A 26,580-nucleotide genomic window follows, 5' to 3' on the forward strand; every position below is an offset into this window, starting at 1 on the left:
CATGGCGGCCGTCCTGTCGCCGGCTGACGTCAAGCGGGCGAGGCGCCCGGCGTCGGCGCGGCATGCGGCCGTGCTCGTCGGCGCGGCGGCGCTCGTCGTCGCCAGCGTCGTCTGCGGTCTCGCGCTCGGATCGATCTGGATTCCGATCGCCGACGTGTGGGCCTCGCTCCTCGGGCGCTCCGACACCGAGGCGTGGCAAATCGTTTGGAACCTGCGTCTGCCGCGCGTGCTGACCGGCCTTATGGTCGGCGGCGCGCTCGGCCTTTCCGGCGCTCTGCTGCAAGGCGTATTCCGCAATCCGCTTGCCGATCCCGGCATCATCGGCGTCTCGTCGGGCGGAGGCATCGCCGCTGTCGCCATCATGATCCTGTTCCCAGCGCAGATCGCGCTGCTGCCCGCGGCGGCGTTCATCGGCGCCTTGGCGGCCAGCGCGGTCATCTACGGGCTCGCCTGGAAGGGCGGAGCATCTCCGGTGAGGCTCATCCTCGCCGGCGTCGCGGTCAACTCGCTGCTCGGCGCGGCGATGTCGGCGCTCATGATCCTCAACAGCGAAAAGGTGCAATCGGTGCTGCCTTGGATGAGCGGCAGCCTGAACGGCCGCAGCTGGCCGCATGCCGACGCGCTGCTGCCTTACGCGCTGGCCGGACTTGCGGCGGCGCTGCTGCTGATCAAGCCGGCGAACCTGCTGGCGCTCGGTGACGACGCGGCCAAGCTGCTCGGCGTGCGCGTCGAGCTGTACCGCCTCATCATCGTCGGCGTCGCGGCATTCCTCGCCGGCGCGGCGATCAGCCAGGCCGGCATGGTCGGCTTCGTCGGCCTTGTCGTGCCGCATATCGTCCGCATGCTTGTCGGCTCGGACTACCGCGTCCTCATGCCGGCGTCCGCGCTCGGCGGCGCGGCGCTCGTCACGCTGGCCGATACGGCGGCGCGCACGCTGTTCGATCCGATCGAGTTCCCGGTCGGCATCCTGCTGGCGCTGCTCGGAGCTCCGTTCTTCCTTTATCTGCTGCGAAAGGGGGCGAAACGATGAGCCGTCTGACCGGAGAAGCGCTCGTGCACGGCTACGGCGACCGGCTTGTCGTGCACGGCGTCGACATCGACATCGTCAAAGGCGAGTGGGTCGGCATCATCGGCCCGAACGGCTCGGGCAAGTCGACCGTGCTGCGGATGCTTGCCCGCTTGATGAAGCCGCGCGGCGGATCGGCGCTGCTTGACGGCAAAGATCTGGCGGCGATTCCGCCCAAAGCCGTGGCGCGACAAATCGCGATGCTGGCGCAAGCCCAGGAGTCGGGATTGGAGCTGACCGTGCGCGAGCTGGTGCGCAAGGGACGCCACCCGCATTTGAAATGGTACCAGGATGGAAGCGCCGAAGAGCATGAGAGCATCGTCGACTGGGCGATCGCGGCGGCCTCGCTGCAGGAGCTGCAGCATCGGCCGCTGCCTGCGCTGTCAGGCGGGGAGCGCCAGCGCGCCTGGCTCGCGATGGCGATCGCGCAGACGCCTTCGGTGCTGCTGCTCGACGAGCCGGCTACGTATCTGGACATCGCCCATCAGCTCGAGCTGATGGAGCTTGTCCAAAGGCTGAACCGCGAGCAGGGAATGACCGTCGTGACCGTGCTGCATGACCTCAATCAAGCGGCCCGCTACTGCGACAGGCTCGTTGCCGTCAAGGACGGCCGAGTCGCCGCTCAGGGCCGGCCCGCCGAGCTGTTTACGCATGCGTTTTTCCGCGACGTATTCGGCGTCGAGGGCAGCATCCGGACCGACGAAGGCGTGCCGAGCTTCCAGGCGCGGCGTGCGACAACGGCGCGCCGGCTGGCGGCTCCGGCCGAATCCGCAAGCGCGGATTCGAGCCATGAAGCGATTCAATCACAGGAAACGGGAGAGATGACAAATGTCTGAGCAAGCATTGAATCCAGAACTGGTACGCGCCTTCGTCGGCTCGGCCCATAGCGATCTGGAGCGCGTGCAGCAGCTGCTGCAAGAAGAGCCGGGACTGCTGCATGCCGCCATGAACTGGGGCGGCGGCGATTGGGAGACGGCGGCCGGAGCGGCCGCTCACGTCGGCCGCAAGGATATTCTGAACTGGCTGCTCGAGCAGGGAGCGCGTCTGGATCTGTTCGGCGCGGCGATGCTCGGCGAGCTGGAGCTCGTCCGCTCGGTCATCGAGCGTCATCCGTCTCAGCTGCATGCCAAGGGACCGCATGGCATCACGCTGCTGCAGCATGCCCTGATGGGCGGGCCGGACGCGCAAGAGGTCGTGGCTTATTTGAAGGAAAAGCTGGGAGAAGTGAAGGAAGAGCCCGCCGGCCCGGTGCTCGTCGAGAACCGGATCGTCGTCAAGGCCGGATTCGCCGAGGCGGTGCTGGAGCGGTTCGCGAAGCCGAAGCAGGTGCACACGTTCGAAGGCTTCATCCGGATGGACGTGCTGCATGGCAAAAGCGAGAACGAAGGCGAAGAGGAAATCCGCGTCTGCACGACCTGGAGAGCCAAAGCCGACTTCGAGGCCTGGGCGTCGAGCGACTCGTTCCGCGGCGCGCATGCGAAGCGGCAGGAGCAGCAGGCCGAAGGCGAGGCGGCTGAAAAGCCGGCTCACGGACATGGCGGCCACGGTCAAGCCCATGGCCACGGCGCGCATGGCTCCGCGCACGGCCGTCCGGCTGCTGCCGGCGAAGGCGCGGGACCGATCGTCGGCAACCGCGTGACGATCTACCGCGTCGCGGCATCGCATCTGCCGGCGGCGGCAGCGGCAGAGCAAGGCTAGAGCAAGCACGAAAAAGGCATGGCCTCCGGATCGCCGGAGCCATGCCTTTTTTGCCATTCAGCGAAGCCGATTCCCGCGCCGATCCTCGCGGATGATCAGGTAGACGATCAGCCCGACGACCGGGAAGAACAGCAGCGCCAGGAGCACGAGCAGCGCGAACTCGCTGCTGTAGCCGCGGTCGCGGGCGTCTCGGTACGCCCATACGCAGAGCGCGATGTGAAGCACGAACAGTCCGAGCGCAATAAGCAAGAAAAGGACGCCGATGATGCCGATGCCTGCCATCAATAGCCATGCCTCGCTTTCGTTTGATATTTTCTTTGAATACGAACATTTGAGCGCTAAGGTTTCAAGGTTTTCCAGCGGAGTGTGGTATAGTAGAAGCAATCATAACGACGACGAGGTGCCCTGATATGGACAAGTGGATTTTGATCGACGGCAACAGCATCGCCTACCGGGCGTTTTTTGCCATGCCGCCGCTCACCAACGCGGCTGGATTGCATACGAACGCCGTCTTCGGCTTCACGACGATGCTGCTCAAGGTGCTCGAGGAGCACAAGCCGACCCATGTGCTGGTCGCCTTCGACGCGGGCAAGGTGACGTTCCGCACGGAAAGCTTCGCCGACTACAAAGGAACCCGCGACAAGACGCCGTCCGAGCTGTCCGAGCAGTTCCCGCTCATCAAGGAGGTCGTGCAGGCGTTCGGCATCCGCCAGTTCGAGCTCTCGGGCTACGAGGCGGACGACATCATCGGCACGCTTACCCGCATGGCGGACGAGCAGGGCGTGCAGGCGATCGTCGTCAGCGGCGACAAGGACATGCTGCAGCTCGCTTCGGAGCGGGTGTCGATCGCCGTCACGCGCAAGGGCGTGAGCGAGATCGAGCTGTACGATCCGGCGGCGGTGCGCGAGCGCTACGGCCTCGAGCCGGCGCAGATCATCGACCTCAAGGGGCTCATGGGCGACACGTCCGACAACATTCCCGGCATCCCCGGCGTCGGGGAGAAGACCGCGCTCAAGCTGCTGCATGAATACGGCACCGTCGAGGCGGTGATTGAGCGCTCCGGCGAGCTCAAGGGCAAGCTCAAGGAGCGCGTCGAGGAGCATCAGGAGTCGGCGCGGCTGAGCAAGCGTCTGGCGACGATCTTCCGCGAGGTGCCGCTTGCCGGCGAGACGGGCGATTTTGCCTACAAAGGATACGAGCCGTCGACGCTGGCCGCGGCGTTCGGCAAGCTGGAGTTCAAGTCGCTCATCGAGCGGCTCGGCCTCGGCGCCGCAGCCCCCGTATCGGCCGAGCCGCAAAAGGAGCTCGACGTCCGGCCGGTCGAGATCGGCGACGCCGCCGCGTGCGAGGCGCTCGAGCAGGCGCTCCGCGCTCCGGGCGCGTTCTACCTCGAGGCGATCGGCGACAACCCGCATCACGCCGAGCTGATCGGAGCCGCCTACGCGGCCGAGGACGCCGTCTATGCGATGTCCGGCGAATGGCTGGCGAGCGGCGATGCCGCCGAGTTCAAGGCGTGGCTCGCCGATGCTTCCGCGCCGAAGACCGGCTGCGACCTGCACCGCGCGGAGCTGGCGCTCAGCGCCAGCCTCGGCGTGCATCTGCAGGGCGGAGCGTTCGACATCGTGCTGGCCGCCTACCTGCTCGACCCAACCGCGACGGACCAGAGCGTCAGCGGCATCGCGGCGCGCCTCGGCCTGCCGTCGGTGCCGACCGACGAGTCGGTCTACGGCAAGGGCGCGAAGTTCAAGGTGCCGGACAAGGAGGCTCTGTACGCGCAGCTGGCGGTCAAGGCCGACGCCGTGCGCGCGGCCGCGCCGCTGCAGATGGCCCAGCTGGAGGAGACGGGCATGCACCGGCTCTACTACGAGCTGGAGCAGCCGCTGTCCGGCGTGCTCGCCGACATGGAGCGCCAAGGCATCTCCGTCGACGCGGAGACGATCCGCCAGCTCGGAGCGGAGCTGGAGACAGGCATCAAGGCCGACATGGAGGCGATCTACCGCCACGCCGGCCAGGAGTTCAACATCAACTCGCCCAAGCAGCTGGGCGAGATCCTTTTCGACAAGCTCGGCCTGCCCGTCATGAAAAAAACGAAGACCGGGTACTCGACCGACGCCGACGTGCTGGAGAAGCTGGAGCCGTACCACGAGATCATCCCGCTCATCCTGCACTTCCGCCAGCTGCACAAGCTGCAGTCGACCTACGTGGAGGGGCTGCTCAAGGAGATCCGTCCGGACAGCGGCAAGATCCACACGTACTACCGCCAGACGATCGCGGCGACGGGCCGGCTGAGCAGCCAGTTCCCGAACCTGCAGAACATCCCGATCCGTCTGGAGGAAGGGCGCAAGATCCGCAAGGCGTTCGTGCCGTCCGAGCCGGACTGGCTCATCCTCGCGGCCGACTACTCGCAGATCGAGCTGCGCGTGCTCGCGCATATCTCGGGCGACGAGGGACTGAGCGAGGCGTTCACGCAGGATCTGGATGTGCATACGAAGACGGCGATGGACGTGTTCGGCGTGGCGCAGGCGGACGTGGACGCGAACATGCGCCGCTCCGCCAAGGCGGTCAACTTCGGCATCGTGTACGGCATCAGCGACTTCGGCCTCTCGCAGAACCTCGGCATCACGCGCAAGGAGGCGGCGCGCTTCATCGATCAGTATTTCGAGGCGTTCCAGGGCGTGCGCAAGTACATGGACGACATCGTGCAGCAGGCGCGCCGCGACGGCTATGTGACGACGCTGCTGGAGCGCAGGCGCTACCTGCCGGAGATCAAGGCGTCGAACTTCAACCTGCGCTCGTTCGCGGAGCGCACGGCGATGAATACGCCGATCCAGGGCACGGCCGCCGACATCATCAAGCTGGCGATGGTCAAGATGCAGGAGCGGATGCGCGCCGAGGGACTGCGCTCGCGCATGCTGCTGCAGGTGCATGACGAACTGGTCTTCGAGGTGCATCCCGAGGAGCTCGAGACGATGAAGGCGCTCGTCCCCGAAGTGATGGAGAGCGCCCTGGAGCTGAGCGTGCCGCTGCGCGCGGACGTCAGCTACGGAGCGAACTGGTACGAAGCGAAGTAACGGACGGCCTTCAGCCGCCTTTCCCGCGAGGCGGGGGAGGCGGCTTGGTTGTTTTCCCAGCTCGCTGGGCATGCAGGAAGCGCTTATCTCCGTTATAATGGTGAGGATAGAGAAAGGTGCTGATCCCCATGCCGGAACTGCCGGAGGTAGAAACTGTAACCCGAACGCTCACCCTCATCGCGGCGGGCAAGACGATCGAGAGCGTCGTCGTCAGCTTGCCGCGCATCATACAGCGCCCGCAGGAGCCGGAGGCGTTCGCCGCCGCCCTGGCCGGGCATACGATCCAAACCGTCGAGCGCCGCGGCAAATTCATCCGCATCGTGCTCGACGGGCTCGTGCTCGTCTCGCATCTGCGCATGGAAGGCCGCTACGGCCTTTATGACGCCGGCGAGCCGGTGGCCAAGCATACGCATGTGCGCTTCCGCTTCACCGACGGCACCGAGCTGCGCTACCAGGACGTGCGCCAGTTCGGCACGATGCATCTGTTCGAGCCGGGCGAGGAGTTCGCGCAGCCGCCGCTCGCGAAGCTCGGGCTGGAGCCGCTTGAGGAGACGTTCACGCTCGAAGCGCTGCGCGGGCTGCTGGCGAAGCGCACGACGATGATCAAGCCGCTGCTGCTCAACCAGGCATACATCGTCGGGCTTGGCAATATTTATGTCGATGAGGCGCTGCATCTCGCGGGCATCCATCCCGAGACGACGGCCGACCGGCTGAAGCCGGAGCAGTGGCGCAAGCTGCATGCTTCGATCCGGGCGACGCTGGAGCGCGCCGTGGCGGCGGGCGGCTCGTCGGTCAAGTCGTATGTCAACGGCCAGGGCGACGCAGGCCGCTTCCAGCATGAGCTGCTCGTCTACGGCCGCAAGAACGAGCCCTGCTCGGGCTGCGGGGCGCCGATCGTCAAGACGGTCGTCGGCGGCCGAGGCACCCATTTCTGCGCGGCCTGCCAGCCGCTGCCGAGCGTGCGCCGCAAGCGCTCCGAGGCAGCGATCCGCTAGCTTCGAGCGGCTGCCGTCCGCTGCGGCGAAGCCTGCATCGGCGGCCGGATAGGAACAGATGCCCAGCCCCTGCATAGGATGGAGCAAAGCCATTCGCAGGGAGGACTGTTCGGCTATGCTTTCCCATCTGCTGCCGCTGCTGCTGCTGTCCTTTGCCGTCAGCGTAGACGGATTCGGAGTCGGAATCACGTACGGACTGAGGCGAATCCGCATCCCGCTGCTGTCCGTGCTCATCATAACGGGATGCTCGGGCGTCGTCATCCTGCTCAGCATGAAAGTCGGAACCTGGCTGACGGGATTCGTCGACCCCGATGACGCAAGGCGCATCGGCGCGCTCATCCTGATCGGCATCGGATGCTTCACGTTGTTCCAGCAGCTGCGCCCCAAGCGGACATCCGCCGAGGCGGAGGCTGGCGAGGAGCAGCGAAAGGGCGAGGCTGCCGCTTCGCCAGACGGCAGCCATGCGGGCGCCGCTTCTGCCGCGGGAGCCGGCGGCTCCGCTGCGGCGATTTCCGCCGGCTCCGGCTCGGGCGCCGCCGCCGAGCTCGCCGTGCCGTCGATCGCCGTCCTGACGCTCGAGATCAAGAAGCTCGGCATCGTCATCCAGATTCTGCGTTCGCCGCAGACGGCGGATGTCGACAGCTCCGGCAGCATCAGCGCCGGCGAAGCGCTGCTGCTCGGCTCGGCGCTGTCGCTCGACGCGTTCGGAGCGGGGCTCGGCGCGGCGATGGTCGGCCTCGAGCCGTGGCTGACGGCGCTCAGCATCATGCTGGCCAGCGGCCTGTTCCTGGCGGCCGGCCTGCGCTTCGGCTTCCGATTTTCCGGAGGCAAGCGCATGAAGCTGCTGAGCGTGCTGCCGGGCACGCTGCTGCTGCTGATCGGCCTCGGCAAGCTTTGGTGACGCCGGCTTTCGAGCCGACGCCCGCCCCGTGATCCAGACTGACATCGATCCCTCCCGCGACGGGGGGATTTTGGATTTTATCCGCTGCCCGGCCAGATCCGGGACAAGCAAACAGGGAGGAGGACCTCGCATGAGAATCGGCCTTACAGGCGGCATCGCCAGCGGCAAAAGCACCGTCTCCCGCATGCTGAGGGAGAAAGGCGTCTTCGTATCGGACGCCGACGAGGCGGCACGCGCCGTCGTCGAGCCGGGAGAGCCCGCGCTCGCGGCGATCGCCGCCGCATTCGGCGAGGGCGTGCTGCAGCCAGACGGCCGGCTCGACCGGCCTGCGCTCGGCCGCATCGTCTTCGGCCAGCCGGACAAGCTCCGGCAGCTGGAGGGCATCCTGCATCCGGCGATCCGGCGGCATATGCAAGCCGAGATGGAGCAGGCGGAGCGGGAGCGGCCGGAGAGGCTCGTCGTCGCGGACATCCCGCTGCTGTACGAGACGGGACAGGACGCGGCTTATGACGGCGTGCTCGTCGTCTACGTGCCGGCCGATGTCCAGCTCGAGCGGCTGATCAAGCGCAGCGGCATGGACGAGACGGAGGCGCGGCGGCGCATCGGGCTGCAGCTCGACCTCGAGGAGAAGAAGCGGCGTGCGGACTGGGTCATCGACAACGGCGGCAGCGAGCAAGAGACGATGCGGCAGGCGGAGCGATTCCTGGCTGAGCGGGGGATCTCATGAGCTGGGGCTGGCTCGTCCGCAAGCGGGTGCTGCTGATCGTGCTGGCCGGCTTCATCGCCCTGCTGTTTTTGAAGTCCGACTGGCTCGGCCGCTTGATGTATCCGATCGCCTTCAAGGACAGCATCGAGCAGGCGGCCGCCGAGCAGCAGGTCGATCCTTATCTGATCGCGGCGATCATCCGGGTCGAGTCCAACTTCCGCACGGACAAGGTGTCGCGCAAGGGCGCAGGCGGCGTCATGCAGCTCATGCCCGATACGGCCGAATGGATCATCGACACGGCGAAATTCAAGTCGATGTCGCGCGAGACGGTCATGATCGGCGTGGAGGAGAACATCCGCGCCGGCTCCTGGTACGTGCATTCGCTGCAGGACCAGTTCAAGGGCAACCAGGCGGCATCGGTCGCGGCCTACAATGCCGGTCCGGGCAAGGTCGGCCAATGGCTCAAGGAAGGCCGCTGGGACGGAACGATGGCGCGGCTCGATCAGGTGCCGTACGGAGAGACTCGTCATTATGTGCAAAGAGTCAATTATTACTACAAAAAGTACAAAAGCCTTTATCCCGAATGGTCCCGTTATGTATAATGGGGGAGAGAAGGAAAAAGGCCCGGAGCGTCCGCTGCGGGAGCGTCTCCGGGCCTTTCGGTATGAGGTCAATTATTTATATTGACCTGCGAGGGATTGCTCGCCGATGGTTACGAGGCGTTTCGTGATGTAGCCACCGAGGGAACCTGCGTCATACGTCGTGAAGTTGCCGTAGTAGCCGTCCTGCGGGATGGCGATGCCGAGCTCTTGAGCAACTTCGTACTTCATTTGGTCCAGGGCTGCGTGGGAACCCGTTACGACCAGCTTGTTGCTGCCGTTGTTCTGTGCCATTGTCGTTTCACCTCCTCGCGGTTGGTAAAAGTATTATGTGCCGAAATGCCGGCTTCATACGCAAGGAGAAGATAAATTTGTACAAACGCCCGCAAGTCCATGCGGGAAGCGGGTTTGCCTCCGCGCAACCAGCCGAGGAAAGGGAGGACCAACGATGAAATGCCCCTATTGCGAGCATAACGGCACGAAGGTGCTGGATTCGCGTCCCGCCAACGGGGACAAGTCCATCCGCCGCCGCCGTGAATGCGAGAAGTGCAGCCGCCGTTTCACGACGTTCGAGATGATCGAGGAAACGCCGCTGATCGTCATCAAGAAGGACGGCAGCCGCGAGGAGTTCAGCCGCGACAAGATCTTGCGCGGCCTCATCCGCGCCTGCGAGAAGCGTCCGGTGCCGGTCGAGCGTCTCGAGGAGATCGTCTCCGAGGTCGAAAAGGAGCTACGGACGACAGCCCAGGCCGAGATCGACAGCCGGGCGATCGGCGAGCTCGTCATGCAGCAGCTTTATCCGGTGGACGAGGTCGCCTACGTGCGCTTCGCCTCCGTTTACCGCCAGTTCAAGGATATCGACATGTTCATGAAGGAACTGTCGAGCCTGCTGTCCAAAAATCCAGTCGAAGGCTGAGACGGAACAAGCTTGGCATCCGATGGACGGCCCAAAGCCCGAGCCGCTTCGCATGCTGCGAAGCGGCTCGGGCTGGCGCGGCTTGTCCGCGCAGCTAGTCCGCGTGGCAGGGGGCCGGAGCAGCGCCGGCCGCTATGAGGCAGCAGCCGCTACAAGGCGGCAGTCAGCCGCGGCAGGCAGGATTACTTCGCGTAGTAGCCGCCGTCGATCGGCAGCTCCACGCCGGTAATATAGGAGGACTCGTCGGAGGCGAGGAACAGCACCCCGTTCGCGATGTCCTCCGCTTTGCCGAGACGCGGCAGCGGCGTCTGCATCTGGAACCACTGCACCATTTGCGGATCCTTGAACATGTCGACCGTCATCGGGGTCTCGATGAAGCCCGGATGGATCGAGTTGCAGCGGATGTTGTGCTTCGCATAATCGACCGCAGTCGCCTTCGTCAGCAGGCGGACGGCGCCTTTGCTGGCCGTATAGGGTCCGGTGCCGCTGCCGCCGGTCAGGCCGGCGATCGAAGAGATGTTGATGATCGAGCCGCCGCCGGCTTCGATCATATGCGGGATGACGTATTTTTGGCCGAGGAAGATGCTCGTGACGTTGATCTTCATGACGCGCTCCCAGTTGTCGACCGTCTGGTCCATGAACGGAGTGGCGTCCGAGATGCCGGCGTTGTTGACGAGGATGTCGATCTTGCCGAAAGCGTTCTTCGCTTCGGAAACGACGCGCTGCCAGTCCTCTTCGGAGGCGACGTTATGCTTGAAGCCTGCGGCCTCGCCGCCGGCCGCCTTGATTTCTTCGACGACGGCTTGGAGCTTGTCCTCCTGCAAATCCGTGACGACGACCTTCGCGCCTTCCTTGGCGAACAGCAGCGCGTCCGCCTTGCCCATGCCTCCGGCTGCGCCGGTTACGATCGCGACTTTTCCTTTGAGTCGATCCATAGTTGATTCCTCCGCATTCGATGAATTGGGATGCTGGATGCTGCCCATGCTAAGATGTCCCGGTGGAGTTCTTTTCTTGCCGCAGATGGTCGATCAGCTGCCGATACGAGCGTTCGAGCAGCAGCTGCTCCTCTTCGGTGAAGCTTTCCCAGGCTCCGTCCATCAGCTCTTCGAATCGGTCCAGCAGTCCTTTTTCGGCTGCCATCCCGGATTCCGTAATCTGCAGGAACATGATCCGGCGATCCTGCTCGGAGACGATCCGTTCGACGTATCCCTTTTGCACGAGCTTCGTGCTGAGGTTCGTCACGGCGGAGGGCGTCACCTCGAGGCGGGCCGCCAGCTCGGACGAGGTTTTGCGGCCTTCGCGGGCGAGCGTCTGCAGGATGGAATACTGCGGCGCCGACAAGGCGGGGTCCTGCAGCTTGGTAAAGCGCTCGACGAGCGTCTGCATGTACTCTCCGACCAGTCGGGAGAGAGGATGCTGAGGGTTCAGCGGCATTCACCTCGCATGTCGAATAGGTTCATTTCAATAATAGTTAAAAGGTCTTAACAATTAATAGGTTAGAACATTTTTTAGCGGATTGCAACTGGCATTCGCCGGAAAAGCCAGTAGATGACGCAGCAGCTGGACATATCGCACGGAGCGGTGAAAAGAATATTGAATAAAGTGTTGACAATTTATTCGGTAGCATGGTATATTCTTTCTTGTCGCGGTAAGCAAATCTTCTTCTAACGAAGCAGATGACATACATACGACATGATCATACGGGGCCTTAGCTCAGCTGGGAGAGCGCATCGCTGGCAGCGATGAGGTCAGGGGTTCGATCCCCCTAGGCTCCATACAAAAGAAAGCCGCTAAACACAAGGGATTCCGGGTGTTTGGCGGTTTTTTCTATGCCTGAAAAGGCGGCGATTTGAGGCTGTGGTCACACGTTTGGTCACACTAAGGAATTTTTTGATGAGATTGCGGCTTTTTCGGAAACCATCGCGCTTCGCTCAGACTGTTATTATTCTCAAAGAAAAGTAATCGCCCTGTCCTCTGTTAAAGTCAGGGCAATTTATTTTGTCCTCCTTCGAATGCTTTTGGTAGCCTTCTTCATCAGGTCATAAAACGTGCAGAGTAGATTGCGGGGATTAATAGGGGGCCAATCTGGTGCATATGATTAGATCATTGTCTTGGAAGAACGCTCCGGCAGAACGCAGTTTCTTCTCGTATTTCATTTTCTGCTCCTTCAAATCTTCAAGGGTACGATCAATCAGCGTAATGGTTCGCATACTGGATTTAGTTTTGGTATCCTGATATATCTGCTTGCTGTCATGACTGAGCGTTTGACGGACATAAAGTACACCATTCTCAATGTCTAAGTCTTTCCATCTCAGCGCCAATATTTCAGACTGTCGCATCCCTGTGGTTAACGCCAGCAAAAATGCAAGGTACAGTTCATGTTACATAGCTTTAGGAACTGTACGGATTCATACCAGATTCCAGACGCTCATCTCTTTTCTAGGTACTTTTGGGGCCTCGGCCTCCGCCGCCGGACTGTAGGAAAGGTGTTTCGCTTTACTGCCGTTTTGAACGAGCTTTTGAAGATCTTATGAATATCTTATGAATATCTTATGAATATCCTATGAATATCCTATGAATATCCTGTATCGACCGCTCCGACAATCCCTTGCTTTGGGATAGATGCGCATAAAACTTCTCGATTATTTGTGTGGTGATTTTACTCATCTCTTGATTCTGGAAATAAGGCTTGATGTGGTTTAGAATATTCAGTTTGTACGTTCCCAGCGTAATAGGTCGCAGTCTTAAAGCTTTGCTGCTCAACCCTTCTCCTTCGAGGAAATCATGGTATTTGATCTTGGAATTCTTGAGATACGTTTGGTCATCGACTTGCTGCAACAGCTTCCGCATTTCTCTCGCTGCTTCCTTATACGTTCGAAAGCCACGGCGCTTGATTTGTCTCCGTTTGCCGTATTCGTCCTTTCCGGCACTTACTACGAACCAATAGGTTCCGTTCGTTTCGCCTTTGTTGATTTTTGTCTGCATGTACAATACCTCCAATATTTTTGATTACAATTGTGTTAGAGGTCAAATTAATTTGAAGTGGAAACTGAATGGACCTCTGTCAAGAAAGTGGACACTTTTGTAACGGACGGAGTTCAGGCTTGGACGTCGAATTGAGCCGCGAATCTTACCGGGGACAGGTAGCCCAGCGAACCGTGAATTCGCTTGCGGTTGTAAAAGAATTGAATTCAATGTAGCGGTAAATGTCTTGCGAGGCCTGCTTTCGAGTCAAGAATCGCGTGCAATAGACGAGTTCTTTTTTGAGAATGCTGTGGAACGATTCCATGCTCGCATTGTCATAACAGTTGCCTCTGCGGCTCATGCTTGCGGTCATGCCGTACTGCTCCAGCCCGCTTCGGTAGGCTTCTGAGGCATACTGACTGCCTCGGTCCGAATGGTGCAGCAGGCCAGCGGGCGGCTTTTTGCTCGCATAGGCCTTCTCCAGCGCATCCAAAACAAGCCCGGTCTTCATATGGCCTGCAAGCGTCCAGCCGACAATTTCACGGGTGCATAAATCCATGACGCTTGCCAGATACAGTCGCCCTTCCCGACAAGGAATGTAGGTGATATCCGCCACCCATACTTGGTTCGGCTTCTCAACGTCGAACTGCTGGTTCAAGAGATTTGGAGCGATGGGGTGGTCATGGTCAGAGTCGGTCGTGCGCACTCGGAAGCGGCTTGAAACGCAAGCACGAAGCTTCATTTCGGCCATGTAAAGACTGACGGTACGTTCGGAAATGGCGTATCCCTCCCGCCGGAGCAACACCGTCAGCTTCGGGGCTCCATACCGACGCTGCGCATCATGGAAGTGGAACCGAATCCGCTCTTGGATGTCGGCTTTGGACTGAGCCTGGGCGCTGGGAAGCGCCTGGCTCCATTTGTAGAATCCGCTCCGCGACACTTGCATGACCTTGCACAACTTCTCCAACGGAAATTCGAAGCGGGAGTCCTCAATGAACTGAAATTTCATTTCCGTGGATTGCTGAAGATGTGCACCGCCTTTTTTACAATGGCCAATTCTTCCTCCATCTCGCTGATCTGGCGTTCCTTCGCTTTGAGCTCTGCTTTCAGCTCCCGGATCAGCTCGGCGTTGTTCACCGGCTCGTGCTCGAATTCCCGGTACTGGGCCAGCCATTGATGCAGCGTGCTCTTGGGAATGTTCAATTCTTCGGCAATGTCACCCAGTGACTTGGTCTGCTCTTGAATGAACTTGACGGTTTCTTTCTTAAAATCCTCGTTATAATGCTGGCGCCTACGTTCCTCTGTCATGAGTACACCTCCACTTACGGTCATTATTGTCTGTCCGTTAGAGGGTGTCCACTTTTTATTCTAGTTGCAGTGAGAGCTTTTGCCAGCTTAAGTATTGCAGTGACTTGACGCGCTTTGCACATGCCAATACCTTTAATCTCAGTCAGTTGCTGTTCAGTAGCATCTAATAGTTCTGAGGTCGTAGGAAACTGTTCGAAAAGTTGCTGAATGGGTAGCTGCCCTGTCGTTCTCTCAGAAGTTGGGACAGAAGCGATTTCAAATTTTCTTTTTGATTTGAGTTCATTTTTGATTCCTCCTGATAAGTGAAATTGGATAAAGAAAGAGCCGAACACATTTGATTGTGTCCGGCTCATGCATAATTAGTCTCTTGTGAGGACTACCTATCATGCATAGGTATCAGGGGTATAATATGTAAGTCAAAATCTGATTAATACTGTGCAGTACGAAAGAGACAAAGAGATCAAACAGAACGTTTGTTTGGAAGGTTATGGATAATGAGATGGCGAACTATGTAGAAGGATGTAGGAATATAGTCATGGATATATGTCGAAAGCACTTATATTATAGGAACTGCTTTGTAAGAGGGTATTGTAACTAGGGGGATTATTTATGAAACTTAAGAGTCTCGTAATAGAAAACTTTCGTAATTTTCTTCGAGTAGAAGTTAATCTAACTAATCAAAATGTAATTTTCGGAATGAATGATATGGGGAAAACAAATTTAATGTGTGCAATGAGATTTTTATTGGATAGAGATATGCGGAAAAATGGGTTTAAGGAAAGCGACTTTTATAAATCTCTTACAGAAAAAGTGATTAGGATAACTTTGGGTGTTGATTTATCAGATCGAGTTGAAAACAATGATTCTAAACACATTATTGCAAAAGTTGGTGGAGCAAGATCAAGTGATGAATTAAACAGTTTCTTTTTTCAAGTTGAGGGTACTTATGATAAAGGGGAAGAAGCAGGAATTCCAAAATTATTTTGGGGAAATAAAGTGGATGAACTTGAGGAAATAGTCCAAGAAGGATCATTTAGTCCTATAGATAAAATATTTAACATTGTCTACGTTGATCCAACAATAGATTTATCAACAACATTTTCTAAGAACAGAAAAAAGTTATTCGATCAAACAAAACTTGATGAACAAGATATTGGTATCTCTAAAGAGATTAAAGATTTAGGAATTCAATTAAACACAAAAATTAGCAGTATGAATGTCATTCAATCATTTCAAACATCAATAACTGAGGAGTACAAAAAACTTAAAAAAGAGAAAGTGAATATCGAAATGAAATCTGAGTTATCTATTAATGGATATTTTTCGAATTTGATTCCATATATAAAGAAGGATAACGATGATAATATTTATCCTACATCTGGAGATGGAAGAAAGAAAATTCTTGCATATTCGTTACTAAATCACTTAATTAAAGCACGAGAAGGGAATAGAATTATTATTTTCTTAATCGAGGAGCCAGAGAATAGTTTACATAGGTCAATGCAAATAGCTTTGTCCAAACAACTATTTAGTTCAGAAGTTTATCAATATTTCTTTTTATCTACACATTCCTCAGAACTGTTATATGAAATGGATAATGCTTCACTAATTAGGATTTATTCAAAAGAGACAGTAGTTTGTGAATCCTACATTTATCAAGTGGATGATGAATATAAACAAGTGAAGAAAGAACTGAACAGATCACTAGCTACAGCATTATTTGCAGAAAAGGTGCTTCTTGTAGAAGGTCCGTCAGAAAAAGTTTTATTTGAGAAGATATTAGAAGAAGTGTTTCCTACGTATGAATTAGATGGCGGATATATATTAGACGTAAGCGGAATCAAATTTAAACCATATTCAAAGGTGCTAAAAAAACTTAATATTGATGTCATTGTGAAGACTGATAATGATTTGAAAGCAAAAAGAGGGCAACCCAAGGTTTTTGACCTAATAGGATTACAACGATGCATGAATCTATTGAATATTGAATTAGAAGATAATGATACCCCCTCAATAGAACCAGTTGAAATTGATTATTTTCATAAAGGAGGGAAAACTTTTTCGGAAAGCACTAAAATCAAAAAAATAGCTGAAATGAAATTAAAGATTTATGATAGATATTCTGATGAAATAAATAGAATGAAAGATAAACAGATTTATTTATCTAAATTAGATTTGGAGCATGATCTGTTTGAGGTTATTGGAAGTAGAATGACAGAGATATTAGGGAAAAATCCAATTAAATATCTACAGGATCATAAATTAATTAATATGATAGAATTAACAAATTCTCTTCTTAAGGATGATTGTATAAAAATTATTCAACATCCTCTATTTGAATCATTGAGAAAGTTGGTGAAATATGAGCAACCTAGTGGATCAGACGGAGAGAGAAGCGATACTCAATAACGAAGGTAACATCTTGGTATCAGCAAGTGCAGGGTCCGGTAAGACAACAATAATGGTGAAAAAAATGGCAATCGAATTAAATAAAATAAAGGATCATCGTACTATCGCTGCCATTACGTTTACAGTGAAAGCTACGAATGAAATCAGAAAAAAAGCTTCTAAACTAATTAAAAAACCTTTTTCTGTAATGACAAATGACTCATTTATTGAAAAAGAAGTAATTCGCCCATTTATTACAGATGCTTTAGGGATACTTTATTCAGGAGATTATGCTGTCGATTACGATGATAAATATAAATTTAATGATTTTTCCACAGGGTTAGAGCAACTAAGTAAGATAAAAAAATTAGGGAGTTACAATGATAACAGGTTTAATTTTAACTTTCAAATAGCTCTCACAATTATCAGAGGCTCTCAAGCTGCGCAAGAATACATTAAATCTAAATATGCTGTTATTTTTGTAGATGAGTACCAGGATTCGGACTCTGATATGCATTTATTTTTTATGTATTTAAAGAATACCCTAGGACTTAAGTTATTTATAGTAGGTGATGCGAAACAAGCAATCTATCTGTGGAGAGGAGCAATGAGTAATATTTTTGAGCAATTAGCAAGTGAAAATTTCAATTCATTTGAACTTGTAACTAACTTTAGATGCCACGAAGAAATAGAGAATTACGCGAATTTATATCATAACGATAAATACTATAAAGCTATTTTAGGTAATGTAGAACATGTGATATTTAAGAAGAATAGTAGAAGGAACTTTATAGTAGAAGAATTTAATGAATTAATTGGGGATGAATTAATTGATCTCAATAAAGAAATAACAATTATATCGAATTTTAACAATGATGCACGAAGAATTGCTGAATTGTTAACAAATGAAGGTTTTGATTTTGCATATATACCAAGAACCCCTATAGACGAGGGTCTTCCCAATGGTCAACTCTTAAAAGAGTTGGCACTATACTGTAAAAATGTTGCTTATACCATTTACGATTTTTTAGAGAACTCAAATATTGATGAAAGAAATCAGACTAGGTATGAAGTGGAGAGTATTGTGAGTGATCTCAAGAAAAGTGAAACTTTATCAATTGAAAAAATGGAATTGATTTTGTCTAAATTAGCTGAATATCTTGGGATTTCAATAAGCGAAGATGAAATATTAAAATTTCATGATAGTGTATCAAATAGTATATATGAAATGGCTTTTCAGATAAATGAAAAAAAATACAAAGTTATGACGGTTTTCTCTTCAAAAGGATTAGAATTTGATCAAGTTATTAGTTTCTCGAGATACTATAGAATATACAACAACGAACACATTCATAATCATTATGTATGTATTACAAGAGCAAAAGAGAAGTTTATTATGATGATAGATGATGCAAATTATTATAATTACTTTGAACAGGTTATAGAAAAGAGAGGTATTAAAATAGTTGAACAGGTAGTGAAATGTGTAGATTAATTCGGGTAGGCCTAATTGGTCACACTTTTGGTCACAATTTTCATTTTCGAGCGCCACGTCACCTCGAACGTAGAACCATCAAAGTCAGAAAAGCCTTGTCTCACAAGGCTTCCCTCCGCTCTTTCACTAGCGTAAAAAAACCCATCTCTCCACTGGCAGCGATGAGGTCAGGGGTTCGATCCCCCTAGGCTCCACCAACACCACACACAAACGGCAGAAATGCCATTTTTTTGTTCTAAAAAAGTTATTGGTTGACAGGGGCAGGATGCCCTTATACAGGACAACTTGTCATGTTGTGTGCAGTTCCCATAGCCTTGACGTTTGTCATAGGACTATCTTTGATTAGATTTTTTAGTCTGGTAGTAGCTCCTACGAAACCCAAGGAGGGGATGCTTATGAAAACAAAGCTCTTTATTTCATCAATGTTAGAGACAGTATGGGCTATGGCTGTCCACTCGGAACATGGATTTCGAAAGGACTTAGTCGCACTTTATACCCTCTTTCTTTTCCTAACAGGGCGAAGCGTTTTATAAGATTTTTCATACAAAAGATCTTATCAGGATCGAGTATTTGACAGTTTTGTATGAAGCCTCATACAAAATGAGGCATGGAGCTGCTGATGAGGGTTTATTTGTATGATCGATCATACAATTACGATAGAATGACGATGTAAAAAGAAGATTTATATGAAATATCATACAAGCTCAATGATGTGGCGAAGAACGCCCCGAAGCTCCTGTCGAATGTGCAGGAGCTTCGGGGCGTTTTTGTAATCTATCAGAGGGAGTGGATAAGGATGAGTTTCAAAGCTGAACATGAAAAATGGATCAAGGGGCATTTGAATCGACGCGAAGGGGAGCGAAAAGATGCGTTGAAGCGAGGCCATGGGTATGGAAATCGATTCTTTGCAGAGAAAACATGGTGGCCGCTCGTGGGCCATTTTCATGACTTGCACCCCGAGTATGAAGTGATGGATTGGCGCGGGCGATCGTATTTCGTCGATTTCATGTGGATCGTGGGGACTCTTCGCTTTGCGATCGAAATCATGGACTATGGCTCGCACGGCAAGGACCGGACGAAGTATCGGATGGACCTGAACCGCGGAATGTTCCTGCAATCCTTTTCATGCCGCTTGATCGCGATTTCATTGGACGAGTTGAAAGAAAATCCAGCTTACATTGAGGCCGTTCTACGGAATATATTGGCCCCATACTTGAATTCCGGCATAGATCATTCGGGAACAGGAAATCGGCGGCATGGGAAGATAGAGCGCGAATGGATGCGTTTTTGCGGTCCGTCATCACCGAATCATTCGGCCGGCGCAAGCGGCAGTCGAACTGGAATTGCATAAGCAGACCGTCATCAAGTACTGTCGCGAGCTCGCGCAAAAAGGAAAGCTGAGGCCTGTCCCGGCTGGACCATCAGGAAAAGTCTACTCGTATGAGCTTTTAGGCTCTGTCCAAAGCGGGGACTTGATCTGAACCAGAAAAACCCATTCATGGATCGACGGCCTCGCCCCGCATTTGTATCCACCCCGCCCATTCCGTATCATAGAAGCAAGCACGCTAATGACGAACCGGAAAAGAGCGCATCCATGATCAAAAAGCTAACGATGACGATTTTGTACGCCGGAATTGCGGTCGTCGTCTACCTGTACCATGAGCCGATCCTCGGCTGGATCGAAAGCCGGGAGTCGGCCCTGCCCGTCATGCTGGCAGCGACGGGGATGGCGCTGTTTCCCGTCATCCCGTATCCGGTCGTCGGCGCCGTCATCGGCGCGGCATACGGCCCGATCGAGGGCGGCATCGTCACCTGGGTCGGCTCGACCGCCGCTTCCCTGCTCATGTTCCTGTTCATCCGCTACGTCTTTCAGGACTGGGGAAAGCGCATGCTGGCACGCTATGGCCGGCTCGATCGGATGACGCAGCTGTTCGAGCGCAATGCCTTTCTGATGATCCTGTTCGCACGGCTCATTCCCGTCATCCCGTCGATCATCATCAACGTGTATGCGGCGCTCAGCCGCGTTTCGTTCGGCGTGTACGCCGTCGCATCGGCGCTCGGAAAGGTGCCGTCGATGCTGCTGTTTGTCGTCATCGGCGACGGCCTCGTCTACGACGCGCGGAATATTTGGGCGGCGGCCGCCATTTACGGCGTCTTTTTAGCCGTGACGCTGATCGGCTATCGCGGGTGGGCGAGACGCTCTTTCCAAAAAGAGCGGCAAAGCTGAGGCCATAGCCGAAAATACGCTAAGCCGGCTCCCCGGCGGCGGTAGGCGAGACGCTCTGTCCATAAAGACAAAGCTGACGCAGGTTGAACCAAAAAAAACGCCCTCCCGACCGGGATGGCGTTTTTTCAGGTAAAGCTGCTGCCCTCGTCAATCTCCCCGATAAGCCTGCTCCAGCTCTGCCAGATCGAACTTCTTCATCTTCAGGAAAGCTTTCGTGACGCGGACCCGCTGCTCCGGCGTTCCTTCGGCCATCATCTTGTCCATGGCGCTGGGACAGATCTGCCATGACACGCCGTAGCGGTCCTTGAGCCAGCCGCATTGCTCGGCTGAAGGAACGGCGGACAGCTTGTCCCAGTAGAAGTCGATCTCTTCCTGGGTGTCGCAACGGACCACGAAGGAAATCGCTTCGTTGAATTGGAACGAGTGGTCATGGGCGCTGTCCATCGCCGTGAACCAGGTGCTTCCCAGCCTGAAGTCGGAGAACATGACGTCTCCCTCGCGATCCGGCTCCATGCCGGGTCCATAACGAACGAGCTCGCCGGGCTGCGAGTCGCGGAACACCGAAAGATAGAAGTCGCGCGCTTCCTCAGCCTTGCCGCAGTTGGCGCCGACGAACAGCAGGGAAGGGATGATCGGCGGACGCGGCTCCCCGTCCGGATTCGTCAGAATGAGCTGCCAGCTGACGCCGAATTTGTCCTGGATCCACCCAAACCGTTCGCTGAACGGGTATGGGCCGAGCGGCATGAGAGGAGTTCCTCCTTCGGCCAGCTTCTCCCATGCCTCGTCAAGCATTTCCCTCGCTTTCGGTTCCCGCGACGGATCGTAATTGGCAAAGAACGAGATCGAGGGATTCAGCTTGAAATGCGGTCCTGCCGAGATCGCCATGAACGGCTGCCCCCATACTTGGAACGAGACGAGGGACGCATCGCCGGAAGGCGTGTCGTTCAAGGGCGTCACGCTGTTGATGCTGGAATCCGGAAAGACGCTGCTGTAGAGCTCTGCCGCCTCTTTCGCTTCCTTGTCAAACCACAGATGCGGAACGATTCCCCGATCCAGACCCGATTGGTGCATGCTCATCGTAAACGGCCTCCTTTTAGGTTCATCCCCTTGAGTTTAACCTAAAACGGATGCATCCGTTTCTTCCCGATTGCTTTCGTCGTGAAATCCTATTCCATCAACGAAACAGCGAGCATTTTCCGGAAGCCCGATAATGCTGGATGAGCTTCTCGATCGGCTCGCGGCCGCAATTCAGCTTGACGCCGAGGCAGTCGATGCAGAGGAAGTCCTGCGCGAAGCGGGACACGAGCTTCAGGTAGATGGCGACGTCATCCGTCTGGAGCGGCACGCGGCAGCTGGTGCAGATGCGGGGGCCGGCCATTTCAGCGGACGAGCTTGGCGCGCACGACGCGGCAATCGTGAGCAGGCACGACCGGAGCGAAACGTTCCTTGAACGATCCCAGCTCCGCATGCTCGATGCAGTCGTACAGCGACAGGGAGAAGCCGGCTGCATGCGGCAGCCCGAGATCCCAGAACAGCACCGGCACTTCGCGCTGGGTGTCGCTCAGGTTGAAGAAGCCGATCGCCAGATCGCCGTCCGTCAGCACTTTGACGAGGATGAACACCTCGTCGTTATGGAACCAGTTCGGCTCCGGCTTGATCCGGTAGGCGCCGCGCCCTTCGATGTCCTGATTGATGGCGATCAGATCCCGGTTCAGCAAAATGTCCTTCGTCGCCTCGCTCGCGTTGCGGATATCGCAGCCGATCATGAGCGGGGATCCCATCATGGCCCAGAGCGCGAAGTGGGTCCTGTACTCGATGTCGGTGCAGCCGCCGATCTTGCTGCCGATGAAGGCGTCGTTGCTGCCGCCGTTCATGCCGACGACGAGCATGTCCAGGTCGTTGTAGCTGAACGGTCCCGTATACGGCGTCTTGTCGAGCTGGGAGATGGCGAGCTCTTTGATGGAATCCCAGAAATCGCGGATGTCGACGGTCGACCGGTACGTATGGGCGCCGGATTCGCGGATCCAGTCGTACACATCGTCCGCGCCCCAGTTGCAGGCGGAGAAGAGAATGTCGCGACCGCTGTTCTTGAGGGCGAGGCTCATCCGCTTGTACATCAGCTCGCCGGAAATATGGCGGGGCTTGAAGCAGTAATCGTACTTAAGGAAATCGACGCCCCATTCGGCGAACAGCGCCGCATCCTGGAACTCATGCTCGAAGCTGCCCGGATAGCCGGCGCAAGTGTGGGTGCCGACGCAGGAATACATGCCGAACTTCAAGCCTTTGGCGTGGATATAATCGGCCAGCGCTTTCATCCCGCTGGGGAATTTGGCCGGATCGGCCACAAGATTGCCGTCGGCATCCCGTTCCTTCAAGCTCCAGCAGTCGTCGATGACGATATATTCGTAGCCGGCATCTTTATAGCCATCCGTCACGAATAGATCGGCGACGTTGCGGATCAGCTCCTCGTTGATATCCCATGTAAACGTATTCCATGAATTCCAGCCCAAAGCGGGCGTCAGGCCAAGCGGCTTGTTAGCATCCATTTCCTTCATCCTCTCTTTATCATGCGCCGTCGATCCGATCGGGAGGAACGCTCGCCGCATGATGTCGTCTATTCGGATTAAACCAGAATCGCAGCCGGTTGCGAATAGAAGAATGTGGCGGGAGCATAGAGAGATGTAGCAGGAACGCTCCGCGGTCCTTCCCGGCTTGCCGCAAGGGCCCATTCCGTCCGCGAATGCCCCACATAGGATAGAGGGCATCTGGCCGCGTCAAGGCGAGATGCCCACTTGTCCCGATGGGAGCTGGATCCATGAAATCCAACACGAAGCTGACTGGAAAAGTCATTTTTCGCGGCGAACCGGGCTATGATGCCGCGCGCAAAAACTGGGATCCGCACACGGACCGCTTTCCGAAGGTGTTCGTCTTTGCCCGGACGGCCAAAGACGTGTCCAACGCGATCAAATGGGCTCGGGAGAACGACGTCCCGATCCGGGCGAGAAGCGGCCGCCATGCGCTGGAAGGCGATCTGTCCCAAGTAACCGGGGGCATCGTCATCGATGTCAGCAAGCTGAACGAGATCAAGCTGAACAAAGCCAAGGGCACCGTCGTCGTCGGCGCCGGCAACCGGGTAGGGCGGCTCGCCCACGCGCTGGCGAAGCGGGGCTTCATCGCTCCGTTCGGCGACAGTCCGTCCGTCGGGATCGGAGGCATCACGCTCGGCGGCGGCATCGGCCCGCTCCAGCGGACGATCGGCCTTATCAGCGACAATCTGACCGCCCTGGAAATGATCGATGCCAAGGGGCGGATCCTCCACGCCACCAAGAAGCGGAACGCGGATCTGCTGTGGGCTTCGCGCGGCGGCGGGGGAGGCAACTTCGGCATCTGCACCCGGTATAAGTTCAAGGTTCGCAAGGCTCCGGCGAAGGCGACCGTCTACCGGATCACATGGCCGTGGGAGCAGTTCGAGGAAGTGCTTCTCGCCTGGCAGCAATGGGCGCCGAGCGTGGACGACAGGCTCGGAAGCGAGCTGTCGATCGGTCCGAAAAAGGGCGGCAACGTCAGCATGGAAGGGCTGTTCCTCGGCTCCAAAACTGCAGCGACAAGGCTGCTGAAGCCGCTGACGAGCATCGGAACGCCGACGAGCCGGATCATCCGGCTGCTGCCGTATGACGAGGCGGTGACGTTCCTGCTGCCGCCGGACCCGGTGCTGACGAATCGCGAAAGCAACCAGTTCTCCTCCGGCTTTGCCCGCCGTCCGTTCCCGACCGCGGCGCTGAAGCCGATGCGCGAATTCCTGGAGAACATCGAGGGCGAGTTCGCCGGATTCTTTTTCCTCAACTGGGGCGGAGCGGTCAGCCGTCCGTCGCCTCGCTCGACGGCTTTCTACTGGCGCGATGCGAAGTTTTATGTGGAGTGGAACAGCTCCTGGGTGCAGCCGAGCCAGGCGGCCAAAAACATCGCGATCGTCCGCAAGACGCGCCGGAGGCTGCAGCCTTACATCGTCGGCTCTTATATCAACGTCCCGGATCAGGGCATCAAAGCTTCCGGCCCGGTCTATTACGGCAAGAACTACCCTCGGCTGCGCCGCGTGAAGGCGAAGTACGATCCGGAAAACGTATTCCGCAATCCGCAGAGCATTCCGCCGGCCAAGGCAGGGACGGCGCTGCGAGCGAAACGGGCCCGGCCCAAAGCTTAGGGCGTGCTGCAGCCTGCTAAGGATGCAAGGGGCAAAAAAGCGGGAGAGAGGCTCGGAGCGGGTTTGCAAACACGCCCTAGGTCAGATCGACGAGCAGAGCCGAAGCGGAGGCTGCCCTCGCTTCGGCTCTTTTTTCGCTGCGCCTGTTCCGTCCATCCAAGCAGGGCAGCCAAGGGACAAGCCCTTGCCCTTATTTGAATTCAAGCCGCGCTTCGCCGGTCCGCCCGAATCCGAGCCCTGCGACCCAGCGCGAAGCTGGCCAGCGCGGCCGCGAAGCCGAGCGCGATCAGCGATGCCGCAAGCCAAGGATGGAACTCCACCTCGGCCGTTCGATTGATCAGCCATCCTCCCGCGCCGGCGCCGCCGGCGATGCCGAGATGGATGACGGAGGTGTTCAGGCTGAGCACGAGGTTGGCCGACTTGGGCGCTTGCTGGATCATGTAGCTTTGGACGGCAGGGCCCGATGCGAACAAGGCGATGAACACGATCGCGATCAGTCCGACCGCGACCGGCGTGGAGAACGCGAAGAACGGCAAGAGCGCCATGCCCAGCGCATGCAGGACAAGGAAAGCTCCAAGCGTACGAGCGGCGCCCCAGCGGTCGACGAGGCCGCCGCCGAGCCGGGAGGCGAAAGCGCCGGCCAAGCCAAGAGCGAGCATCAAAAACGCGATATCCGCCGTTCGGAACTCCAGCATCTGCTGCAGGTAAGGCGAGATATAGGTGAGGAAGACGGAATTTCCTCCTTCACGGAGCAGCGAGATCAAAAACGCCGTCAAAATGACTGCGCTGCCCGCATGCTTCAGCTGGCGAGACAACGGAACCGGCTCGTCGCCCTCCACTCCGGGCATGAGGCGGAACATGACGGCGCCGACGGCTGCGGCGAGAGCGCCGAGCAGGATGAAGATCGCCTGCCAGCTCAGCCAGTCGGCGATGGCGACGCCGAGCGGCACGCCGAGGATCATCGCGCTGCTGAAGCCGAGGATGATCGTGCCGATGGCGCGTCCGAGCCTGTCGGCCGGAACGAGCTTGGCGGCGATGCCGAGAGAGACGACGAGGAACATGCCGGAGCTGGCGCCGAGCACGACTCGGGCCGCCATCAGCGACTCGATGCTCGAGCTCGAGGCGGACCAGGCGCTGCCGGCGATGAAGACGGCCAGCGAGCACAGCAGCAGCGGCTTGCGGTCCATGCGGCTCGTCGCGACGATGAGCAGCGGCGTCGCGATCGCGAACGACAAGGAATAAGCGGCGATCAGCTGTCCGGCGACGGCCAAGGAAATATTTACATCCTCGGCGATGCGGGGTAGAATGCCAGAAACGACCAGTTCCGACGTCGCCGTGAGGAACACGCCGAGGGCAAGCAGGTAGATCGTAAACGCGTTTGTTTTCATGGAGATCGTTCCCTTCCTTTTGTCTGATTGGATTATAATTAAGTTTCTTTATTTAGGTAAGTACGCAAAGCGTTTGGACGTAGTCCACCGGAATGGACTTCCTTTCGAAACGGCAAAGGAGAGGAAAGGCAATGGAGGAGCGACTCGAAAAGCAGGAGCGAATCGAAAAGCAGGAAGGAATCGAAGAGCAGGAGCTTGAGGAGGGAGGGTGGAGCCAGGACGAATCGCATCATCCCCATATCTGCTCGGTGCTCGAAATATTGGGGGCGAAATGGTCCATCCTTGTCATCGCGGAGCTCTATAAAGGGCCGCGGAGATTCCAGCAGCTGCAGCGGGATGTCGCGGTCGTGCGCACGCAGTCGCTGACGAACGTGCTTCGTCATCTGGAAAGCACGGGAATCGTTCATCGCGAGGTATATCCAAGCGTGCCCGTGACGGTGGAATATTCCTTGACGGATAAGGGCCGGGATTTCCAGGCGGCGCTGAGGGAAATGGAGAATTGGGCGATCCGCTGGGGGAGCGGAGGACAAGGAGCGCAGCCGAGGACCGCTGGGGACTGATTTCTCGTGCAAGGTTCGGATGGGCCGGCAGCGGGATGCGAAAGCCCCCTTGCCGGCTTTTTAAGTTGCGCTTTTGCCAAAATCGGGTTAATATAGA

Annotated in this window: 28 protein-coding genes, 1 tRNA gene and 1 pseudogene; 17 read left to right on the forward strand and 13 right to left on the reverse strand. The window is 56.0% G+C overall.

What is annotated here, in order from left to right; genetic code table 11:
- Position 1 precedes the first annotated feature (1 nt).
- From GE073_RS08605 to GE073_RS25395, 4 genes and pseudogenes are all read left to right on the forward strand, one after another.
- Positions 2-1,030: a FecCD family ABC transporter permease gene (locus tag GE073_RS08605; protein ID WP_153783257.1), complete on the forward strand. Its 1,029-nt coding sequence runs from the start codon at positions 2-4 to the stop codon at positions 1,028-1,030.
- Positions 1,027-1,902, forward strand: a complete 876-nt coding sequence (locus GE073_RS08610; RefSeq protein WP_153783258.1) for an ABC transporter ATP-binding protein — start codon at positions 1,027-1,029, stop codon at positions 1,900-1,902. The genes GE073_RS08605 and GE073_RS08610 overlap by 4 nt, the downstream gene beginning before the upstream one ends.
- Positions 1,895-2,272 (forward strand): annotated as a pseudogene (locus tag GE073_RS25390) (ankyrin repeat domain-containing protein); the annotation flags it as partial. The gene GE073_RS08610 and the pseudogene GE073_RS25390, both read left to right, overlap by 8 nt.
- 42 nt (positions 2,273-2,314) lie before the next feature.
- A complete protein-coding gene (locus GE073_RS25395) occupies positions 2,315-2,764 on the forward strand; it encodes an antibiotic biosynthesis monooxygenase (RefSeq protein ID WP_228551836.1) in 450 nt (149 codons plus the stop codon).
- A 57-nt stretch (positions 2,765-2,821) separates the two neighbouring features.
- On the opposite strand, the gene GE073_RS08620 is transcribed toward GE073_RS25395, so the two are convergent.
- Positions 2,822-3,046 (reverse strand): PLDc N-terminal domain-containing protein, encoded by a 225-nt coding sequence (locus GE073_RS08620; RefSeq protein ID WP_028597812.1) that lies wholly within the window; start codon positions 3,044-3,046, stop codon positions 2,822-2,824.
- Positions 3,047-3,174: 128 nt separating this feature from the next.
- Between GE073_RS08620 and polA the strand changes: the two genes are divergently transcribed.
- From polA to GE073_RS08645, 5 genes are all read left to right on the forward strand, one after another.
- Positions 3,175-5,835: a DNA polymerase I gene (gene polA, locus GE073_RS08625; protein WP_153783259.1), complete on the forward strand. Its 2,661-nt coding sequence runs from the start codon at positions 3,175-3,177 to the stop codon at positions 5,833-5,835.
- Between the two features lie 128 nt (positions 5,836-5,963).
- Entirely contained in the window at positions 5,964-6,830 is an 867-nt protein-coding gene (mutM, locus tag GE073_RS08630) for a DNA-formamidopyrimidine glycosylase (protein WP_028597813.1), read from the forward strand.
- A gap of 115 nt (positions 6,831-6,945) precedes the next feature.
- Positions 6,946-7,731: a manganese efflux pump gene (locus GE073_RS08635; protein ID WP_180968485.1), complete on the forward strand. Its 786-nt coding sequence runs from the start codon at positions 6,946-6,948 to the stop codon at positions 7,729-7,731.
- Between the two features lie 130 nt (positions 7,732-7,861).
- Positions 7,862-8,458, forward strand: a complete 597-nt coding sequence (coaE, locus tag GE073_RS08640) for a dephospho-CoA kinase (RefSeq protein ID WP_028597815.1) — start codon at positions 7,862-7,864, stop codon at positions 8,456-8,458.
- A complete protein-coding gene (locus GE073_RS08645) occupies positions 8,455-9,039 on the forward strand; it encodes a lytic transglycosylase domain-containing protein (RefSeq protein ID WP_028597816.1) in 585 nt (194 codons plus the stop codon). The genes coaE and GE073_RS08645 overlap by 4 nt, the downstream gene beginning before the upstream one ends.
- A gap of 72 nt (positions 9,040-9,111) precedes the next feature.
- Here the strand turns inward: GE073_RS08645 and GE073_RS08650 are convergent, their stop codons facing one another.
- Entirely contained in the window at positions 9,112-9,330 is a 219-nt protein-coding gene (locus tag GE073_RS08650) for an alpha/beta-type small acid-soluble spore protein (protein WP_028597817.1), read from the reverse strand.
- A gap of 154 nt (positions 9,331-9,484) precedes the next feature.
- On the opposite strand from GE073_RS08650, the gene nrdR reads away from it, so the two are divergent.
- Entirely contained in the window at positions 9,485-9,952 is a 468-nt protein-coding gene (gene nrdR, locus GE073_RS08655; protein ID WP_028597818.1) for a transcriptional regulator NrdR, read from the forward strand.
- A 182-nt stretch (positions 9,953-10,134) separates the two neighbouring features.
- On the opposite strand, the gene GE073_RS08660 is transcribed toward nrdR, so the two are convergent.
- Positions 10,135-10,887 (reverse strand): SDR family NAD(P)-dependent oxidoreductase, encoded by a 753-nt coding sequence (locus tag GE073_RS08660; RefSeq protein WP_028597819.1) that lies wholly within the window; start codon positions 10,885-10,887, stop codon positions 10,135-10,137.
- Positions 10,888-10,936: 49 nt separating this feature from the next.
- Positions 10,937-11,386: a MarR family transcriptional regulator gene (locus GE073_RS08665; RefSeq protein WP_153783260.1), complete on the reverse strand. Its 450-nt coding sequence runs from the start codon at positions 11,384-11,386 to the stop codon at positions 10,937-10,939.
- Between the two features lie 268 nt (positions 11,387-11,654).
- On the opposite strand from GE073_RS08665, the gene GE073_RS08670 reads away from it, so the two are divergent.
- A tRNA-Ala gene (locus tag GE073_RS08670) sits at positions 11,655-11,727 on the forward strand.
- Positions 11,728-12,021: 294 nt separating this feature from the next.
- Here GE073_RS08670 and GE073_RS26045 read toward each other — a convergent pair.
- The 5 genes from GE073_RS26045 to GE073_RS08695 form a co-directional block, all read right to left on the reverse strand.
- Positions 12,022-12,327 (reverse strand): site-specific integrase, encoded by a 306-nt coding sequence (locus GE073_RS26045; protein ID WP_416362102.1) that lies wholly within the window; start codon positions 12,325-12,327, stop codon positions 12,022-12,024.
- A gap of 175 nt (positions 12,328-12,502) precedes the next feature.
- Positions 12,503-12,937, reverse strand: a complete 435-nt coding sequence (locus tag GE073_RS08680) for a tyrosine-type recombinase/integrase (RefSeq protein ID WP_153783262.1) — start codon at positions 12,935-12,937, stop codon at positions 12,503-12,505.
- A gap of 145 nt (positions 12,938-13,082) precedes the next feature.
- Positions 13,083-13,925: an IS3 family transposase gene (locus GE073_RS08685; RefSeq protein ID WP_194843324.1), complete on the reverse strand. Its 843-nt coding sequence runs from the start codon at positions 13,923-13,925 to the stop codon at positions 13,083-13,085.
- The gene (locus tag GE073_RS08690) at positions 13,922-14,224 is read right to left on the reverse strand and encodes a transposase (RefSeq protein ID WP_194843325.1); all 303 of its coding nucleotides are present in this window, start codon (positions 14,222-14,224) and stop codon (positions 13,922-13,924) included. Before GE073_RS08690 ends, GE073_RS08685 begins: the two co-directional genes overlap by 4 nt.
- 23 nt (positions 14,225-14,247) lie before the next feature.
- On the reverse strand, positions 14,248-14,577 hold the full coding sequence (locus GE073_RS08695; RefSeq protein ID WP_153783265.1) for a Mov34/MPN/PAD-1 family protein: 330 nt from the start codon (positions 14,575-14,577) through the stop codon (positions 14,248-14,250).
- A gap of 256 nt (positions 14,578-14,833) precedes the next feature.
- On the opposite strand from GE073_RS08695, the gene GE073_RS08700 reads away from it, so the two are divergent.
- The 4 genes from GE073_RS08700 (at position 14,834) to GE073_RS08715 (ending at position 20,334) form a co-directional block, all read left to right on the forward strand.
- Complete coding sequence (locus tag GE073_RS08700; RefSeq protein WP_153783266.1) at positions 14,834-16,633, forward strand: ATP-dependent nuclease; 1,800 nt, start codon at positions 14,834-14,836, stop codon at positions 16,631-16,633.
- The gene (locus tag GE073_RS08705; protein ID WP_153783267.1) at positions 16,587-18,107 is read left to right on the forward strand and encodes a UvrD-helicase domain-containing protein; all 1,521 of its coding nucleotides are present in this window, start codon (positions 16,587-16,589) and stop codon (positions 18,105-18,107) included. Before GE073_RS08700 ends, GE073_RS08705 begins: the two co-directional genes overlap by 47 nt.
- A 796-nt stretch (positions 18,108-18,903) precedes the next feature.
- Entirely contained in the window at positions 18,904-19,458 is a 555-nt protein-coding gene (locus tag GE073_RS08710; protein WP_228551377.1) for a cyclin family protein, read from the forward strand.
- A gap of 243 nt (positions 19,459-19,701) precedes the next feature.
- Positions 19,702-20,334: a TVP38/TMEM64 family protein gene (locus GE073_RS08715; protein WP_028597825.1), complete on the forward strand. Its 633-nt coding sequence runs from the start codon at positions 19,702-19,704 to the stop codon at positions 20,332-20,334.
- Between the two features lie 147 nt (positions 20,335-20,481).
- Here the strand turns inward: GE073_RS08715 and GE073_RS08720 are convergent, their stop codons facing one another.
- From GE073_RS08720 to GE073_RS08730, 3 genes are all read right to left on the reverse strand, one after another.
- Entirely contained in the window at positions 20,482-21,411 is a 930-nt protein-coding gene (locus tag GE073_RS08720; RefSeq protein ID WP_043110977.1) for a VOC family protein, read from the reverse strand.
- A gap of 97 nt (positions 21,412-21,508) precedes the next feature.
- The gene (locus GE073_RS08725) at positions 21,509-21,712 is read right to left on the reverse strand and encodes a hypothetical protein (protein WP_028597827.1); all 204 of its coding nucleotides are present in this window, start codon (positions 21,710-21,712) and stop codon (positions 21,509-21,511) included.
- Position 21,713: 1 nt separating this feature from the next.
- Positions 21,714-22,880: a glycoside hydrolase family 27 protein gene (locus GE073_RS08730; protein ID WP_028597828.1), complete on the reverse strand. Its 1,167-nt coding sequence runs from the start codon at positions 22,878-22,880 to the stop codon at positions 21,714-21,716.
- Between the two features lie 269 nt (positions 22,881-23,149).
- On the opposite strand from GE073_RS08730, the gene GE073_RS08735 reads away from it, so the two are divergent.
- Positions 23,150-24,535 carry an FAD-binding oxidoreductase gene (locus GE073_RS08735; protein WP_153783268.1) on the forward strand — a complete coding sequence of 462 codons (1,386 nt, stop codon included), beginning with the start codon at positions 23,150-23,152 and terminating at the stop codon, positions 24,533-24,535.
- Positions 24,536-24,735: 200 nt separating this feature from the next.
- Here GE073_RS08735 and GE073_RS08740 read toward each other — a convergent pair whose 3' ends face one another.
- Entirely contained in the window at positions 24,736-25,923 is a 1,188-nt protein-coding gene (locus tag GE073_RS08740; protein ID WP_101808909.1) for an MFS transporter, read from the reverse strand.
- A gap of 131 nt (positions 25,924-26,054) precedes the next feature.
- On the opposite strand from GE073_RS08740, the gene GE073_RS08745 reads away from it, so the two are divergent.
- Complete coding sequence (locus GE073_RS08745; RefSeq protein WP_153783269.1) at positions 26,055-26,483, forward strand: winged helix-turn-helix transcriptional regulator; 429 nt, start codon at positions 26,055-26,057, stop codon at positions 26,481-26,483.
- The last annotated feature ends 97 nt before the right edge of the window (positions 26,484-26,580 follow it).

Origin of the sequence: Paenibacillus sp. B01 (genome assembly GCF_009649995.1) — a bacterium.
GTDB classification, from domain to species: domain Bacteria; phylum Bacillota; class Bacilli; order Paenibacillales; family Paenibacillaceae; genus Paenibacillus_O; species Paenibacillus_O pasadenensis.

Coding starts and splice junctions, on each gene's coding strand:
- GE073_RS08720 (WP_043110977.1), bottom strand. CDS start 21,411: ATGAGCATGCACCAATCGGGTCTGGATCGGGGAATCGTTCCGCATCTG.
- GE073_RS08745 (WP_153783269.1), top strand. CDS start 26,055: ATGGAGGAGCGACTCGAAAAGCAGGAGCGAATCGAAAAGCAGGAAGGA.
- GE073_RS08735 (WP_153783268.1), top strand. CDS start 23,150: ATGAAATCCAACACGAAGCTGACTGGAAAAGTCATTTTTCGCGGCGAA.
- GE073_RS08730 (WP_028597828.1), bottom strand. CDS start 22,880: ATGGATGCTAACAAGCCGCTTGGCCTGACGCCCGCTTTGGGCTGGAAT.
- GE073_RS08685 (WP_194843324.1), bottom strand. CDS start 13,925: ATGAAATTTCAGTTCATTGAGGACTCCCGCTTCGAATTTCCGTTGGAG.
- GE073_RS08620 (WP_028597812.1), bottom strand. CDS start 3,046: ATGGCAGGCATCGGCATCATCGGCGTCCTTTTCTTGCTTATTGCGCTC.
- GE073_RS08665 (WP_153783260.1), bottom strand. CDS start 11,386: ATGCCGCTGAACCCTCAGCATCCTCTCTCCCGACTGGTCGGAGAGTAC.
- GE073_RS08705 (WP_153783267.1), top strand. CDS start 16,587: ATGAGCAACCTAGTGGATCAGACGGAGAGAGAAGCGATACTCAATAAC.
- GE073_RS08635 (WP_180968485.1), top strand. CDS start 6,946: ATGCTTTCCCATCTGCTGCCGCTGCTGCTGCTGTCCTTTGCCGTCAGC.
- nrdR (WP_028597818.1), top strand. CDS start 9,485: ATGAAATGCCCCTATTGCGAGCATAACGGCACGAAGGTGCTGGATTCG.
- GE073_RS08660 (WP_028597819.1), bottom strand. CDS start 10,887: ATGGATCGACTCAAAGGAAAAGTCGCGATCGTAACCGGCGCAGCCGGA.
- GE073_RS08695 (WP_153783265.1), bottom strand. CDS start 14,577: ATGAGCCGGACACAATCAAATGTGTTCGGCTCTTTCTTTATCCAATTT.
- GE073_RS08725 (WP_028597827.1), bottom strand. CDS start 21,712: ATGGCCGGCCCCCGCATCTGCACCAGCTGCCGCGTGCCGCTCCAGACG.
- GE073_RS08610 (WP_153783258.1), top strand. CDS start 1,027: ATGAGCCGTCTGACCGGAGAAGCGCTCGTGCACGGCTACGGCGACCGG.
- GE073_RS08740 (WP_101808909.1), bottom strand. CDS start 25,923: ATGAAAACAAACGCGTTTACGATCTACCTGCTTGCCCTCGGCGTGTTC.
- GE073_RS08710 (WP_228551377.1), top strand. CDS start 18,904: ATGAGTTTCAAAGCTGAACATGAAAAATGGATCAAGGGGCATTTGAAT.
- mutM (WP_028597813.1), top strand. CDS start 5,964: ATGCCGGAACTGCCGGAGGTAGAAACTGTAACCCGAACGCTCACCCTC.
- GE073_RS08605 (WP_153783257.1), top strand. CDS start 2: ATGGCGGCCGTCCTGTCGCCGGCTGACGTCAAGCGGGCGAGGCGCCCG.
- GE073_RS08650 (WP_028597817.1), bottom strand. CDS start 9,330: ATGGCACAGAACAACGGCAGCAACAAGCTGGTCGTAACGGGTTCCCAC.
- GE073_RS08690 (WP_194843325.1), bottom strand. CDS start 14,224: ATGACAGAGGAACGTAGGCGCCAGCATTATAACGAGGATTTTAAGAAA.
- GE073_RS08700 (WP_153783266.1), top strand. CDS start 14,834: ATGAAACTTAAGAGTCTCGTAATAGAAAACTTTCGTAATTTTCTTCGA.
- GE073_RS08645 (WP_028597816.1), top strand. CDS start 8,455: ATGAGCTGGGGCTGGCTCGTCCGCAAGCGGGTGCTGCTGATCGTGCTG.
- coaE (WP_028597815.1), top strand. CDS start 7,862: ATGAGAATCGGCCTTACAGGCGGCATCGCCAGCGGCAAAAGCACCGTC.
- polA (WP_153783259.1), top strand. CDS start 3,175: ATGGACAAGTGGATTTTGATCGACGGCAACAGCATCGCCTACCGGGCG.
- GE073_RS08715 (WP_028597825.1), top strand. CDS start 19,702: ATGATCAAAAAGCTAACGATGACGATTTTGTACGCCGGAATTGCGGTC.
- GE073_RS08680 (WP_153783262.1), bottom strand. CDS start 12,937: ATGCAGACAAAAATCAACAAAGGCGAAACGAACGGAACCTATTGGTTC.